At 63.5% G+C, this 15,239-nt stretch carries 15 protein-coding genes; 12 read left to right on the forward strand and 3 right to left on the reverse strand.

Going from position 1 to position 15,239, the window contains the following annotated elements; translation table 11 throughout:
- From AC1DCJ_RS18685 to AC1DCJ_RS18725, 9 genes are all read left to right on the forward strand, one after another.
- On the forward strand, positions 1-1,563 hold a 1,563-nt coding region (locus tag AC1DCJ_RS18685; protein ID WP_478071638.1), incomplete at its 5' end, for a DUF2345 domain-containing protein.
- Complete coding sequence (locus AC1DCJ_RS18690; protein WP_478071639.1) at positions 1,550-2,461, forward strand: DUF4123 domain-containing protein; 912 nt, start codon at positions 1,550-1,552, stop codon at positions 2,459-2,461. The genes AC1DCJ_RS18685 and AC1DCJ_RS18690, both read left to right, overlap by 14 nt.
- Positions 2,454-5,714 carry a toxin VasX gene (locus AC1DCJ_RS18695; protein ID WP_478071640.1) on the forward strand — a complete coding sequence of 1,087 codons (3,261 nt, stop codon included), beginning with the start codon at positions 2,454-2,456 and terminating at the stop codon, positions 5,712-5,714. The genes AC1DCJ_RS18690 and AC1DCJ_RS18695 overlap by 8 nt, the downstream gene beginning before the upstream one ends.
- A 7-nt stretch (positions 5,715-5,721) precedes the next feature.
- Entirely contained in the window at positions 5,722-6,783 is a 1,062-nt protein-coding gene (locus tag AC1DCJ_RS18700) for a hypothetical protein (RefSeq protein ID WP_478071641.1), read from the forward strand.
- A gap of 57 nt (positions 6,784-6,840) precedes the next feature.
- A complete protein-coding gene (locus AC1DCJ_RS18705; RefSeq protein WP_478071642.1) occupies positions 6,841-7,875 on the forward strand; it encodes a DUF6708 domain-containing protein in 1,035 nt (344 codons plus the stop codon).
- 17 nt (positions 7,876-7,892) lie between these two features.
- Positions 7,893-8,138 carry a hypothetical protein gene (locus AC1DCJ_RS18710; RefSeq protein WP_478071643.1) on the forward strand — a complete coding sequence of 82 codons (246 nt, stop codon included), beginning with the start codon at positions 7,893-7,895 and terminating at the stop codon, positions 8,136-8,138.
- Positions 8,139-8,222: 84 nt separating this feature from the next.
- Positions 8,223-8,546 carry a hypothetical protein gene (locus tag AC1DCJ_RS18715; RefSeq protein WP_478071644.1) on the forward strand — a complete coding sequence of 108 codons (324 nt, stop codon included), beginning with the start codon at positions 8,223-8,225 and terminating at the stop codon, positions 8,544-8,546.
- The gene (locus AC1DCJ_RS18720) at positions 8,539-8,850 is read left to right on the forward strand and encodes a hypothetical protein (protein ID WP_478071645.1); all 312 of its coding nucleotides are present in this window, start codon (positions 8,539-8,541) and stop codon (positions 8,848-8,850) included. Before AC1DCJ_RS18715 ends, AC1DCJ_RS18720 begins: the two co-directional genes overlap by 8 nt.
- Before the next feature lie 122 nt (positions 8,851-8,972).
- Positions 8,973-10,028 (forward strand): DUF6708 domain-containing protein, encoded by a 1,056-nt coding sequence (locus AC1DCJ_RS18725; protein ID WP_478071646.1) that lies wholly within the window; start codon positions 8,973-8,975, stop codon positions 10,026-10,028.
- Between the two features lie 74 nt (positions 10,029-10,102).
- On the opposite strand, the gene AC1DCJ_RS18730 is transcribed toward AC1DCJ_RS18725, so the two are convergent.
- From AC1DCJ_RS18730 to AC1DCJ_RS18740, 3 genes are all read right to left on the reverse strand, one after another.
- Entirely contained in the window at positions 10,103-10,375 is a 273-nt protein-coding gene (locus AC1DCJ_RS18730) for a hypothetical protein (protein ID WP_478071647.1), read from the reverse strand.
- Positions 10,376-10,402: 27 nt separating this feature from the next.
- Positions 10,403-11,461, reverse strand: a complete 1,059-nt coding sequence (locus tag AC1DCJ_RS18735) for a hypothetical protein (RefSeq protein ID WP_478071648.1) — start codon at positions 11,459-11,461, stop codon at positions 10,403-10,405.
- A gap of 85 nt (positions 11,462-11,546) precedes the next feature.
- Positions 11,547-12,488: a hypothetical protein gene (locus tag AC1DCJ_RS18740; protein WP_478071649.1), complete on the reverse strand. Its 942-nt coding sequence runs from the start codon at positions 12,486-12,488 to the stop codon at positions 11,547-11,549.
- Positions 12,489-12,502: 14 nt separating this feature from the next.
- Here AC1DCJ_RS18740 and AC1DCJ_RS18745 point away from each other — a divergent pair, with 14 nt between their 5' ends.
- The 3 genes from AC1DCJ_RS18745 (at position 12,503) to AC1DCJ_RS18755 (ending at position 15,231) form a co-directional block, all read left to right on the forward strand.
- Positions 12,503-13,381: a M15 family metallopeptidase gene (locus AC1DCJ_RS18745; RefSeq protein WP_478071650.1), complete on the forward strand. Its 879-nt coding sequence runs from the start codon at positions 12,503-12,505 to the stop codon at positions 13,379-13,381.
- Positions 13,382-13,486: 105 nt separating this feature from the next.
- Positions 13,487-13,747 carry a PAAR domain-containing protein gene (locus AC1DCJ_RS18750; protein WP_128097823.1) on the forward strand — a complete coding sequence of 87 codons (261 nt, stop codon included), beginning with the start codon at positions 13,487-13,489 and terminating at the stop codon, positions 13,745-13,747.
- Between the two features lie 164 nt (positions 13,748-13,911).
- The gene (locus tag AC1DCJ_RS18755) at positions 13,912-15,231 is read left to right on the forward strand and encodes a hypothetical protein (protein ID WP_314403792.1); all 1,320 of its coding nucleotides are present in this window, start codon (positions 13,912-13,914) and stop codon (positions 15,229-15,231) included.
- Positions 15,232-15,239 lie beyond the last annotated feature (8 nt).

Below are 15,239 nucleotides of genomic sequence, written 5' to 3' on the forward strand. Positions count from 1 at the left end.
TTCTACGACAACCGCTTCGTCGCCATTCCGGCCGAGGTGGTGTATCGCCCGCAGACCGAAGACGGCCACGGCACGCGTTTGCATCCGCGCCCGTCGATCACCGGCACGCTCAGCGCCATCGTGGTCAGCGACGGCGAGCCCTTGCAGTCCGATCGTGACCACCGCATCAAGGTGCAGTTCCCGTGGCAGCGCGGTGGCAGTTCCAGCACCGGTTTGGTCCATCCCGGCGGTGACGACAACGCGCCGGCCAACGGTGGAGCGTGGACCTGGGTGCGAGTGATGACCCCGTGGGCCGGCGACAACTGGGGCGGCGTGGTGCTGCCCCGTCGTGGTCAGGAAGTGCTGGTGGCGTTCCTCGAGGGCGACATCGACCGGCCGGTCGTGGTCGGCGCGGTCTACAACGGCCGCGGCCAGACCGATGCCGCCCATAACCAGGTCGCCAGCGGCGGCGCCAACGCGACCGGCAATGCGCCGGCGTGGTTCGACGGCAATGAACACCCTGCGGTTTACACGGGTTTCAAGAGCCAGGCACTGGCCGACAGCCAGGGCGGGCAGGGCGGCTATCAGCAGATGCGCCTGGATGACACACCGGGCCAGGGCCGCGCGCAGCTGTCCACGACCCAACATGCCACCACGCTGACACTGGGTCACCTGAAGGGCGGCGAAGACAACGTGCGCGAAAGCGAGCGCGGCTTCGGCGCCGAGCTTTCTACGCAGGCCTTCGGGTCACTGCGTGCCGGGCAGGGGTTGCTGCTGAGCACCGAGTCTGGCGAACCGCAGCTGGCCGCCAATCAGGCCTTGACCCAGCTGCAGGAAAGCGCCGAGCTGCTGCAAAGCCTGAACGAATCGGCGGTGAACCAGCAGGCGCAACTCCCCGAGGAACCGACGAAGTTGCAGGCCCACGACGCGCTGGAACAGCTGCAGGAAAGCCTGCGCGCCACCCAGAGCGGCAGCGCGGCGGGCAGCATCAGCGGCGGCGACGGCGATGCCCCGGGCTGGGACAAGCCGGTGCTGATGGGCAGCGGCGTGGCCGGTGTGATGAGCCTGACCCCCGCCGATCAGGTCTGGGTGAGTGGCACGCACACCACGCTGGCCTCAGGCGTAGCGTTGAACTGGCTGAGCCAGGGCTCGATCACGATGGCGGTGGCCGGCGGGCTGGTCCTGTACACCGCCGGCGCTGAGCCCAAGCCGGAGAGTCCGAACCAGGAACGTGGGATTGCGTTGCATGCCGCGCAGGGCAAGGTCAGTGCACGCGCACACAAGAACCAGGCAATCCTGGCAGCCAAGACCAACGTGAAGATCACCAGCACCCAGGCGGATGTGCAGCTCTCGGCGCCGAGCAAACATCTACTGGCGACGGCGGCCGGCGCTTACATCCGGATCGAGGGCGACAACATCGAGCTGGGCGCGCCGGGAAAGGTGGAGTTCAAGGGCACGCAGCGGGAGTGGACGGGGGCGAAGTCGATGACCTCCGACGTCACAGCGCAAGCGGGAAAGAACGATCGATGCAACGAGGCAAGTGTAGATGCGGCCAGCGCAGGAGCAGCACATGTCGCGCTATGACGCCCGATATGATGTTTATGTGGAGCTGAGAGAGCGTATGCGCTCGTCAGTGAATCCCTGGTTCGTGCTGGTTGATCCTATGTCGCGTTGTGCAATGGGCTCGCTTGAAACGGCGCACAGGAAAAAGCACATCGTGGATCTGGGTCGCTTTGGCATCGACAGGGAGCTCTGCCCCTTCATTCTGGAGTTGGATGGTCCCAGTGACGTGTTGCTGGAAGAAACGGTGACTCTCGCTTGGGAGAGGCGCGGTGACTGGCAGCAGCCCCAACCAACATGTGGATGGATCTCCAGCGCACTGCCCGCCGCTGCAGTGGCGGGAGCCGTCCTACGGCAAGCGGTTGTGGCCACGGGCGATGGAAAACGCAGGCTTGAGCGATTCTATGACCCGCGAGTTGCGCGTCATGCTGGTTTTTCCGAAAATGCCCGGCACCCTTTCGAGGGCGCAGATGTATGGGCTCAACTCGGCTGGGACGGCGAGTTACAGGCAATACCCTGCATGACCGGGACATATGTGGCGCCGGCATCCCCAGTGCAGCCCGATCCGCGTGCGGCCTGGTGTGTTGCAGTCAATGCGGCGATTTCTCAACTGCAGCGCATGGACGACCTCACATTGGAGCGGGAGCAGCAACTACAGGCGGCGGTAGATTGCGCGATGCATCTTGGTCTATGTGCCGACGAGGCCGCCGATGCCGCAACGTTCCTGCTGCACAAAGTGCTGGTGCATCCTCAGATTGAACGTCACCCGGTGATAGCCGAGTGGCTGCGAGAGGCAGTGGCCGGTGCTGGAGCCTATGCAGATCGCTGTGCGGAAGCTGACGCAGAATGGTGGCAGGCCATTGAACATGGCGCCTGGTCAAGAAATACGAATGGATTCAACGTGGAGGCAAGGCATGGCTGACGGCGCAAGTATCGCGACGGGTGTAAAGCGATCGGTGCAGAACCCGGCGCCGTTTGGAGACTGCAAGCGCTGCGACAAGGCGGGCTTCCCCATCCTTCCGATGCGATTTGCATATACCGCCCGCTCTGCCTCCGCGGAAGCGGGGTCGGCAAGCTTGTCCGGCCAAGACTACACCTTCCGCGCAGGCGTGCTGGCGATGCGCATGCTCAGCCAGGGCTTCCTGTACGTACTTGATGAACGCGGCGGGGGAACCTGGCGCGCCTTCCAGGTTTCGAACGAGGGTTCGCTGTCCGAGTTCACGGTGGCTAACAAGCCTGAACCGGTCGAACCACAATGCGGACGCTCAGACCACGCCGTGCGTTCGGCGGCATTTTCGATCTCCGATCCGAAGAACGCCAAGCGGGTCTGGCTCGCTTACTTCAGCGTATGGCAGACCGAACACCAGCTGCAGCTTTATGACGCGGCGCTTCTCGGCAAGGCCATGCCCGCTCGGTTCGAGGAAGATCCTCAGGTCGAGCTCAAGGATCTGAAAGGACGGTTCCAGGAGTTTTCAGTCCCGGACCTCATGGCAGGGGTCAAGGCCGGCGCTGTCAGCCATCGGCAAGCCGATGCACTTGGCGTTGACCTCGGCGTGGTCCGGGATCATGCCCCCGAGTTTGGGGGTCGCCATAGCCTGTATGTGGACAGTGTAACCCCCGGTGTAGACCGGTCAGGGTTGGCCACGGCGGTGGCCCAGCGCATGGCAGGCATGCATGAAGGTGGCGGCGTAGCCGTCTACCTGCACGATCCTATCGGCATCGCATTGGAGATACGCCACCTCGCTACACTCAAACGGCTGAAGATCGAGGCAATCAACCAGAAGTTTCGACGAAAGATCGCCGTCAAGCGGCTGATCGAGCAAATCGGCGCATCGTGGAAGGCCGGTGGCGGTGACAAGGCGCAGGAATGGGCAGAGGACTACTTCGACAAGATTGATGCAAGCAAGATTGCGTCCTTTGATCGTGAGTACGCTGCAGAGATTGGACAACTCCCTTCGATCTTGAATGGCCTCTGCGACGATAGCGGTAACTTCCAGCAGGCGTGGGCGCTGAGGAACTGTCTCAAGCATGATTTCGACGTTGCCGACGCCGCCTCGACGATGGCGATGGTTTGCCAGGCGGCTACCGTGCTGGGCGGCGGTGGCCTGTGCGATATCGATCGCGGTCATGCGATCAAGGAGTTCGAGAAGCCGGTCGAGGACAACTTGTGGTACTGGGCCATCACGGGTGGGCAGAGAAGTCTCCTGACGGTCCTTGCCGAGGACAAGCAGGCCGATGTCCAAGGCATCATCAAGTCGAGCTATAGCGTGTTTGATGCCTGGGTCTTTGAGAACCAGGGTTTCATGTCGCAGCTTCATGCACAAATGACGGGTGCGGCTGCAGCCTCGGCGGGTGGATCTGCTGACCGGGTCCGTATAGCGACCTTCCGAAGTGCACTGTTCATCGAGGAGGCGCTGAGGAATCTGATCACCGGCGCGCAGGGCCTGCTCACAGATGTAAAGCTGGCGGCATACAAGAACCTTCGCGTTTTTGCCGTTGCCGGGGCCTTGTGGTTCCGGACCGCCGTCCAGCCGGTTGTACAGGAGGTCACGGTCGCCGATTTCATTCGCGACAACAAAGAGAGCGCCTGGGGGCACTCATTGGAGTCGAGACTGCAGCGGTCGGTCGATGCAGAGGGTGGTAAGCGCTCTGCGATCAATCTTGCGGATGTAACCGATGAGCTGGGTGAAGCCGGTCGAAAAAAGATTCCGTTGCTCCGTATCCACTGGGGTGAGGTGATCGAGCTTGAGTCATTGACCGGCGAGCGTGCGCGCGTGGTCAGCCAGGAGGCGAATCGCCGCATCCGGCGTGCCGCAGGCAAGACCGGCGCCGGCAAGGCAGGCGGAAGACGAGGCGGCAACTTTGCCAAGGCGCCGCTAGGCGCGGCCATGGACAAAGCCTACGAACAGCTGCGACGCCAGGCGCTTATTGAGCAGGCGGCTGACAAGGCAAAACGGGAGCTGGCGGCCGAAACTGCCCGGATCAATCGCGCGCGCGTTCAAGGGGCCAGTGTGCCGGCAGTGGCGAGCCCTGCCGCCTTGGCTGGCGCTCCGCATGCAACCAGCGGTGGTTGGAGCACCAAGACCATCGCGGTTCTGAAGAACGGCGCAGCAGCCGGAACTCTCGCGGTGTGGGCGATGGGGTTCCAGGCCATCGCCCTTGCCGCTTCGCTGAAGGAATGCGAGGACAAGCCTTCCTCAGCAGCCTACGCCAAGATCAGCGCTTCATTGTTGGGGTTCGTCGGTGCAGGGCTGGAGGCGAGCGGCGCGATGATGGCACTCCGCGCCTACCTCACCGCCCGGACAACCGGTACGCTTGTGCGGGCGGCCACCGCAACGGCCGGTGCAGGCGGGATACTTGGAGGGGCCGCTGGCATCATTGTCGGCGTCATGACGATCAGGGACGCGCGGGACCTGAAGGACGCCGGAGACCGCGACGCAGCGGATGCGATGCAGATCGCCGGGATTCTGCTCACCATCAGCGGCGCGGCTACTGCGGGCGGAGGCATGATGCTGTTGGGTATGTCGCTGTATGGCGGTCCGATCGTGTGGGCCATCGTCGCTGTCGGCGCTGCCATTGCCGGCCTCTACTTCTTGGTCATTGCCGAAGAAAAGCGCGACAACCCGCTTCAGGTCTGGCTTCGTTCGTGTTGCTTCGGCATCAAGCCGACGTATGCGACGGAGAAGGAAGAGGCTGATGTGCTGGAGAAGCTGTTTGTCATTCCCTTTGCAGTGACCGGGATCTGGCGGACTGGCGCATCCGTGTTGGGATACACCTTTGGCGGCACTGTCGATGTGCTTATTGACGCCCCCGATGTGATGGAAGGCAAAGGCTGGCTCGAACACAGAATCGAGCTCCAGATGACCGATGGCCGTGTTCTCACGGCAAGCTCCTCTCGGCTGCTCAGTACGGATCTTCGCACCGGGCTGGTCGATCCGCAGAGATTCTCCGAGGGGCTGGAGCACCAGAACAGGGGCTTGTCAGCCCCGACGTCCGGGGGCGCAAACCTGCGCCGGAGCGAGACCGGTGGAGTAATGTGGCGGATCATCTATGTGAGCGATTCCCTGAAGAGCGTCAAGGTCACGGCGCGGCTGTGGCCGGACAAAACCAGCAACCCAAGTTTGGTCCTTCCGAGTGGTGAAGGTATCGTTCAATTGATCACCGCAGAGAGATGAAGGCGCAATGCGCGATAACGACATAACGGTCCAAGCCGGCTCGGACATCATGGACATGGCCTCGCCAGTGCAGGGGCCGGGTGGGGTGATGTATCCCCTTACCCATCACCGCGCAGAAGACGTGGATATCGACTTCGTGCTTGATGTCGACGAAACCGAGCTTGTGGTGGCGCCTGACGTGACCCTGTTGTCCGGTGCCAAGGGCGGGCTGCTGTGGCTGGTCGGGATGATCGCGCTGGTGGATATCGTGATCCTGGCCGGCCTTCCTGAAATGCTCTCCGACTGGAAGGATATGGTTGCATCCACGATTGTCACCCTGCTGTTTCTGGTGCTGAGCGTAGCTTTCTGCCTGGGCATGGTCCGTTCAGTCAGGCGCGGGAATCGAGTGGAGCCCGTCCTGTTCAACCGGGTAGCCCGTACGGTTACACATTTCGGTAGCCAAGGTGTTCGCACCTATCCTTGGGAGCGGCTTCGGCCCTTCGTTCGGATCGTCCGCGTCGTGAATACGGTGGGCGGCGGCCAGACCTACCAGCTCGTGCTGGCCGACGTGGATCCGTCCACCGGCCGGGTTGGCACCGAGTTCGTCGCGGGTAAAGGGGACCTGATCGGCGCCGGTGTGCTCCGCTATGGATTCTTCAAGACGTATATGGACCAGCCCCTTGAGCGCTTGCCGAGCTTCCGTCTAGTGTCGGCCAGCCCCGATTGGATGCAGCGACTTGCATTGAGCATCTGGACCTTGCCAGGTCTCGCACAGCGATGGCTTGGCGAACGCCCGTGGTCGCCGCTGGTTGGCCTCGGCAGTGTGCTCAACACTGCCTTGGCAATGCCGCTGCAGGTGCCGGAACTGCTGGCGGCCCGGATCTCACTGGGGCCGTACGGCGAGGGTGCTTTGGCGCCGTGGTTGAAGCGCTTCAACGCGCTGCCAGCCGGCACCACGCTACGGCGTCTGGCACGTACGCATGCGGCTGTCGTCGCGCCTGCGCGCAGATGCATCCCGGTTGCGCTGGCCATCGGGACGGCGTTCTGGGTCGGCGTATTGTGGTTGTTGGGCGATGCCGTGCTGGGCTAAAAGTTTCCCCAAAAGCAGGCGCATTGAAGTGATATCGCGAAAATGGAATGCGTGATATTGGAATCGGACGAGCAAGCCGCAGCACTCGCGGATGATTTGAATCCCCCCAACGGACAGGCCGTGGCCCTGCTGCCTGCGGCTGACGTGCAGAGTAGTCATGAGACAAGGACCGGGGGCGGGGTAGTGCGTGTCTACCCGGACGGCTTGGCGTTCGTGGATCAGCTGGGCGCTATGCGCGGCTATTTGAGCGCCGGCGGCCTTATGGCGCTACCGCTGGCGATCGCGATGCTCATCATGGGGATCAGCAACGGCTGGTGGCTGCCCTTGATCATGGTCGTGATCCTGCTATGGCTGGCGGTGCTGTTCATCCAAGTCGACTGGGTGGGATTCCGCTACGAGCCAGTGCTCCTCAATCGTGCCTTGGGGAAAGTGCATGTGTTCAAGGCCATGGGTCTGCCGTGGTGGCAGTGGGGATGGAAGCTGTGGGGCCGTACCCGATACGAGATAGACACGTACGACTGGTCATGCGTCCGCGCGGAGGTCGTAGAGTTCACCATTTTTACCGGTCAGATTTCAAGACGGGAATCTGGTCTCGTGTTTGCGATTACCGACGTACCGGGTGGGCGTGACGTGGTGCAGCGCTTTGGGGTGGGTCCCAGCTTCGGCTACGGCGATCTTGAATCCCCGGTTCAGCGCTGGGAGCATATTCGACGCTTCATGCGTCACGAGGGGCCTGCCTGGACGCTGATGGACAGCCTTTATGAGGACTGGGGCGTCGCGTTCTGGCCCTCGTTCTGGTTGCTTCAACCCCTGTTCGACGATCGCGCAGTCGCGTGGCGGCGAAAAGGGATCCTGGCCTGGATGGCTGGCGTAGGCATGTTGTTCTTCCTGCCGTTCACCGCCTACATGGGGCTGGTACGCTATCTCAGCTACCGCCTGAAACGGGAACCCGCGTGGAGCAGGGACATTCTTGCCAGTCTCGGTGGCCCTGCGCTGACCCATGAACAGTTGAGCGCTTTGGCCCTTGCAGATGCGAAGGTGAAGCCGGGCAAGGCGTCCAAGCATCGGCGGCGCCGCCAAAAAAGCCATTGAGCGCTGGAGCGTGAGCGATGTACACCGGCTGGTTGAGGAAGTTCAAGGCAGACAGGCTGCTCGCGCCGCAAGAGCGCTATGAGGCACTGCCGCGGAATCGCAGTGGGCGCAGCAACGAACACCACTGTGTGATCCGCCTGAATTCCACCTACATGGACGTCGTTGATCGTCGATACCGCCTGCGCGGCATGGTGGCAACAACGGTGGGGACACTGGTGTGCACCATGATGGCGTTGTTCGGCATATGGCTGTTGGCGATGTAGATTCCGAACGCGCGACCGGACGGCCAGATCGACGGGTGGCTGGTCGCGATCATACTGACGCTGTTCATTGGACAGTTTCCCGTCATGTGGCGTTACACGTTTGGGCGTGATTTCTTCACCTACAAGTACTACCCGATTCGTTTCAATCGGCGCACCCGAATGGTGCACGCCTACACCGACGCCGGCCCATCCGGTGTCATCAGCGTTCCGTGGGACCAGGCGTACTTCCATCTGGGACGCGGTGAGGGCGAGACGTTCCTGCGGGATATTCGCTGCCACGTCATGGACGGGGAGATGGTCCGGAAAACGTTCGCCGTCGGCCACTATTTCGACGATCCCGCCACGATCCCGCCACGATCCCGCCACGATCCGCGAGATATGGGAGTTCATACGCCGCTACATGGATGAAGGCCCGGAGCACGTGGTCGACGCGCCTGCGTCGCCGCAGCTGCACCTTTCCGTGGCCGACACCTGGAAGAACTGCTACCTCACGGTGATCATCAGCCTGGGTGAGGGGTTGCTTCCCTATCGCGCGGTGCTTATGCCGCTGTTGTTGCCGTTGGCTGCCTGCCGCTGGTTGGTGTTGAAGAGCAGCAAACTGCCACAGTGGCCGGTGCATGTGGTGACCGAATCTCGCATCGACGCGGCCGATCCGCATCAGCTGCCAGAGCCAGAGTATGTGGGACAGTTCTATGAGGGGCGCGGCGCCTGATTGATCTGCGCGCCGACTGGGAGGGCGGCGATCAGCGTGGCTCGTGCCCGGGCCTGTGGTGACAGAACCGGTGTGCATCGGCCCCCAGAGGGAAGAGCGCCAACGAGCGTTGAAGGATTGAAATGGATTACGCAGGTATCAATGCAAGAAACCTCAGGTTTCCGGTCAACCGCCCATTGACCGAAGCAGAGAGGAAGGAGCAGTTGGATCCGATCCGATCCACGGGTGTCGCACCTCGGATCGGGTTGTCCCTTATCAAATTCAACTCGACTTATATTGAGCTCGTGGACCGCTGGTACCCGGTCAAGGGATTCAATGTCTGGCTGTCTGTCATGGGTGCGCTGGCGTTCGCTCCAACGTCGCTCTATCTGCTCATCAACCTGATCATCCTGGGTGAGCCCTTCCGGGAGGATGAGCGCTGGATACTGTGGGGCTTCTGGATTGTCATCGTGCCGCTGTCGATCTTCATCATTGCTGGCATCGTGTGGCTCTTCCGAAGCGAGTGCTTCCGATGGACGCATTACCCCATGCGGGTGGACAGGCGTAGTCGCCAGATCCACTTCTTCCGGCAAGATGGGACGGTTGCGACTGGAGCTTGGGATCGTCTGTTCTTCTTCATTGGAGAATCCACAACGCCTCCGATTGGAAGAACCAATGACCTGCGGGTTCACTTTCTGTCTGATGACGGAGAGACGGTGATCGAGACGTTCTCGCTTTGCTACGAGTACATGGGTGAGCGGCAGGACTTGCTTGGTCTGTGGGAGTACATTCGTCAATACATGCAGGGAACCGAAGGCGATGTCGCGAGACTTTGCGAACTGGTGCCGTTGTGCATGCCTGTTCACGATAGGAAAGAAGGTTTTGTGTTCGGTGTGGCGCGAACGTTCGCCAACTTCATTCATTGGCCTTGGCTGCACCTTGTCGCTTCGCTTCCCTTCGGCTTTATTGCTATAGGCCGATGGCTGGCCATGGCAACCAGCCGAGTACCCCGCTGGCCGGCGGAGATCGAGGCAGCCAGCATGGTTGGCGACCAGGATCGTTGTCGCCGCGATTGGCGGGACAACCTTCCATTGGGCTTCATGGAAGAGACCTGGCCGTTGATCTGCACCGCAGTCGGCTTGCTGACTGCCATCGGGATTCTGTATGTCATCGAGCAGGCGCTCGCACTGCGCGGGTAATGCCTTCGTACGGCAACACGTCGTCAGCCGCCAGGCCTCGGGCTGGCGGCTCAAGCGTCGCCGTCTCCAGGGAATCAGCGGAGCCCGACCAACAGGAAACCAGACAGCGCGAAGAGCATGGCGAGCAGGACGGGGCTGATGGCCAGCAGTCGCTTCAGCGGTGATTGCCAGCCGGCGAATCGGCCCAGATAGCGGTACACCGTTCGCACAAAGCCACAGCACATCGCCATGACCAGCACGAAATACACGATGGAAGTCCAGGTCCAGTTCACTCGATGCATCCAGCCTGAGAGGGCCGCTAGAGTAAGCCGGGCCGGCGCGCCGGTCGAGTGGTCCTGCAGGCGCAAGGCGGGTGTTCCAGTCGTCCGGTCGCCTCAGCCAAACACCGCCCGCAGCATTTGCCGTGCCACCACTGACCAGGCGGCAACGCTGATCAGCGTGCACGCCCCACAGACAATGGCGACGGTGAGGGCGGCTTTTCGCCTGCCGCGCAGCTCGGCCGCCGACGCTGGCGTAATGGCGTAGGGCGACGCCCCGCTGGCTTGTTGGCCAGCCGACACCCCCGCAAGCGATGCAGGCAGCGGCACCCGGGGCCTGAAGCGTGCGTACACCATCCGAAATACCTGGTCTGGCCAGAACGCGACCCAGACCAGTGTCGCCAGGAGATGCTCGCCACTCCAGAAGGGCTGCCAGTTGTGATCCCGCAACCCTTGGATGAACCCATGTGCGTCGCCACCCCCGGACAAGGGGCCAAATTCCAGCAGCGCTGACGTCCATGATCGCGGATTCACCACCGTCTGCATGGGGAGCGCTGCAGGCGCCTCATCCATGTAGCGGCGGATCAGCTCCCAGCTCTGCTGGCATGCCTCACGCCCCGGCATGGGTGCCTCCACAACGAATCGGGCGCGCCAGGTCTGTGGGTCGTTCTTGAGGTACTCCACCAGTTCCAGCGCCACAAAGGGGCGTGAGCCCAGTTGTGGCGGACCGAAGCCAAGTCGCACGTTCGGACGGACGTTGTCCCAATCAAGAACGAACGCCGTCTTGTTGGTGTAGTGGAAGATCTTGCGCTGCTTCCTGAGGAAGTAGACGTCGCTGTGCTTGCTTCCAAAGCTGATGCGCCAGGCGAAGTAGGCGCCCGTAGCACCACCGACGGCCAAAAGTGCAGCCAGCGATACACTCAGTGCGCGCATGCCGAAACTGTCCATCGAGTCGCTCAGCACCGAAACACCTGCGCCGATGCCCCCAAGCGAGATGATCACGCCCGCAATGGCGAAGAAGGGCATGATCGATTCGATGACCGCTGCTGCGCCATCGTCGGACCACACCATCATTTCCTCGTCCAGGCGGATGATGTCCCGCATGCTGCCGGGCTCGGCGTTGCTGCGAAACGGCAGCTCCCCTTCGTGGATCTCCGGTGGCGGCGGTGTACTCACGGGTTGGGCCTCATTGCACGCACCGTCCTGGGCGCGCCGCGTCCGCAGCTGGATCAAGCGCTGCGGCGACCGCCGCAGCGCGACCTCACATCGCCGGGCAGGCCGGATCCTTGCCTGCGGCCGCCGCACAGATCTTCTTGCGGCAGTTCAGGCCGGCCGTCGTGGTGGCGCTGCCGCAGCTGCGCAGCTTGGCCTGGATGTTCGACTTGGTCGACGCGGTGGCGTTCCGGCCGCTGATGTTGTCGAACACATTGTCGGCATCGGCAGCCTGCTTGCGTTCGTCGGCCTGGATCTGCGCGATCAGCGCGTCCATGGAATCCGGGGCAGCCTTGGCCTTCGGCTTGGGCTTGGCCTTTTCGTCTTCCTTGATGATGCCCATCAGCGTCCCAAGCAGGTTCTCGTCACCCTTGGGCTTGTCGCGGGTGGTGCGTGCAGCCGCGGTGCCGGCGGCCGGTTTGCGCGCGGCAGTTGCAGCGGCAGGCACAGCCGCAACTGCAGCAGTGGCAGTCGCAGCGTGCGCGCCCGGCACGGGGTCTGCCGCAGCGCCGATACCTTCCAGCGGGTCTGCCGCGGGCACCGTGCCGTTGCCATCCGCCGGCGCGTCGACAATGGTGGCGCCGCCGGGTGTGGACGCTGCCTCTGGGGCGGGGGCCGCAGGTGCGCTCGCTTCGGGTGGCAACGAGTACCCCATGGGTTCTTCGCTGCCGACGGCAGACAAGCGCCATGCCGCGAACGCGCCCAGCACCACGACCGCCGTTGCCAGCAGTGCCAGCCACAGCCATCGACGTGATCGGGTGCCTGGGGATGCGGCGGCGCGTGCAGCGCCGGCAACCGGGCGTCCTTCCATGTCTGCCAGGATGCGGCCCGTTGCCGGTGCCGCGTTCTTCGTCTGCGCTCCCCCTGAGAGCAGACTTGGTCGATTTATTCCGCCATTATTCAAGTGCATCCAGCCCTTGTTGGGTCGGCATCTGCCGAAAGCGAACCGCCCCATTCTAGTGACTGGGGCAGGACCGTCAACAACGAACAATACATGGAGGATCGGTGGTCGTCATTATCGGGGGAGCGGTGCTGCTGGTGCTGGTCATGGCCGCAGTCGGTTGGGTGCTGATGTTTCCAGAGTCTTTCGAACGCATCCAGGCCGCACTGGGGCGTGTGTTCGGGCGGATGGGGAACGCTGCCGGTCGTGCGGGGCGGCGGGTCTCGCAGCGCACCGATCGCCTGCAGGGCGGGGTGCGTGAAGAGCTGGGTGCGGCGCAGGGCGCGCTGCGTCGGCATTGGATGGTGCTGGCCGCGGCCGGCTTCCTGTTGCTGGTGCCGCCGGCGGTGATTCTGCTGACGCGGCAGAACGTGGTGCTCGATGAGTTCCGGGGGGATGACCTGTCCGAGTCCGGCTCGATGGTCGCCCAGCTGCTTCGCGGTGAACGCCTGACCCCGCCCGCTCCGCCGCCGCCGGAAGTCTTCACGACCGAAGAGATCCGCAAGACGCGACCCGAAATTGTGACGGCCGACAGAAAATGGGGCCAGATCGACCCCGATCTTCAGCAACGCGTACTGGCCATCTATGAAGTGATGCGCCGACAATATGGCTATGAGATGGTGCTGGTGGAGGGCTACCGCAGCCCGGAACGCCAGGCCGAGCYGATGAGTGGCGGCAAGGCCACGCGCGCCGGTGCCTGGCAGAGCTGCCATCAGTACGGGCTGGGCGTGGACAGTGCGCCAATCCGTGACGGCAAGCTGCAATGGGACATGGGCGACCCGTGGACCCGGCGCGGCTACTTCCTGTACGGCGAACTGGCCGAGCAGGCGGGGCTGGAGTGGGGCGGCAACTGGCGCAGCATCAAGGACTACGTGCACGTGGAGATGTCGCAGCAGTGCCGTGCGGCGCGTGCGGCGAAGAAAGCTGAATTGGCGAAAGGGTGATACTTTCGTCAGTCAGCTGATATCGTTGGCAGACGATCCGGATCAGCCCCGGGTAGCGGGGGCGATGGAGTCGCCGGATGCGGAAGCAATCAAGGAGCACGATTGATGTCACGACCATTCGTAGTTGTCGGGGATAAATTGAGTCACGGCGGTAGCGTGGTCACCGGATCGGGACAGACCGATATCGGTGGCAAGCCCGTGGCCCGCATCGGCGACAAAGCCGTGTGCGTGGCCCATGGGCCGACCACGATCGTCAGTGGCGATGCCACCGTGGTGGTCGACGGCAACCCGGTGGCGCGTGATGGGGACCGCACCGCGTGTGGCGCCACATTGATCGCGTCACAGGGCACGACCGGCATCGGTTGACGGACAGCGCAGGTTTGAATCAGCAGGATGGCTTGATGACTCAGGGAGCAGGACGCTAGATGTCCGGGATACTTGGGAAAGCGTTCTCGGTAATCGCGGTTTTCGCGGTGGCATGGGGTGGCGCAATCTTCTATTGGCGCAGCACTGGCACGGTTCCGTCGGGCATGGAAATGCTCGCCTACCTGGGCCTGGTGCCCGTGGGCCTGAGCGGTGCCGGCTTCATGCTGCGCAACGCCGGGCGCAGCATGCTGGACAAAGCCGTCGATGCTGCGAGCAGCGACGGGGACGCAAGTGCAGCCAGCCCGAAGGCCGAGGCCAACGTAACGCGGACCGTGCCGTCGGTGGCCGTGCTGGGCGCAGACATGCGCCTGGGCGTGATGCTCGAGGCCGATGCGTTGCTGGACATGGCCGCCGCGCCGCCGCGCCCGTCGCTGGATGCGCGCTTCCATGACCGCGACGGGCTGCCGTTGATGGTCAGCGCAGACAAGGATCTGGACGATACTGCCGTACTGCAGGTGCAGATGCCCGGCTTCACCACCCGCGATGGCGAACGCCGCGCGATGACGCTGCTGGAGCCGGTGGCCGATACCTTGATGGGCCAGGCGCTGCTGGCGCTGCCCGAGCTGGAAGTGGCCGAGGAACGGGTGATTGCCGGCCTGCGCCGCCGCGACGAGCAGGTGGTGGGGCAGGTGTTGACCATCGAATTGCTGGTGCCGGCCGACTGGTCGGCCTCACTGCGCACCTACTGCGCCGACTGGCTGCATGCACGGGCGGTCTACAACGGCCTGGACGCGCGCCGCTTCTCGATCAACGTGGCGGTCGCCAGCCAGGCGGCGGATGTCTGGTCGCGGCTGCAGCGCGTCACCGACGCGCTGGCCCAGGGCGAGCCGCGCTGGTACCTGCTGCTGTCGTGCAGCTCGGCGGTGGACCCCGGCACGATTGCCGCGTGGCTGGACAGCAACCGCATCCTGCACCGTCGCAACAAGGACGGGCAGATTCCAGGCGAAGGCGCCGCCGGCCTGCTGCTGGCCTCGTCGTCCTTGGCCACCGCGCCCACCCCGCACCTGTGGCGCCCGCACCGCATGGAGCTGGCCGAAGGCCTCAGCAATGCCGAGTCGCGGCGCCAGGCTGAGGCATTGGGCCGTACGATGCTGGCCGATGCCGCACTGGCGCCAGAGCGGGTGGGCTTTGCCCTGCACGATGCAGACCAGCGCAGCCAAGTGGCCGTGGAAGCCTGCGCCGCGGCCGTGGCCGCCAATCCCGATCTTGAAATCGACCAGCAGACGCTGGCCGTGCCGGTGTGTGCCGGCGAGCTGGGCCCGGTGCTGCCGCTGGCGCTGCTGACCCTGGCCCATGCGCATGCCGCGCGTGGCCAGAGCGCCGCACTGGTGCTGTCGGTCGGCGCACCCGCCCAACGCGTGGCCGCGATCCTCGATATTCCCGTTTTGAACGACCCGTCGACCGACACTGTGTCGGCGGCATAACCCTGGAC

Source organism: Stenotrophomonas sp. 10N36, from assembly GCF_056395005.1.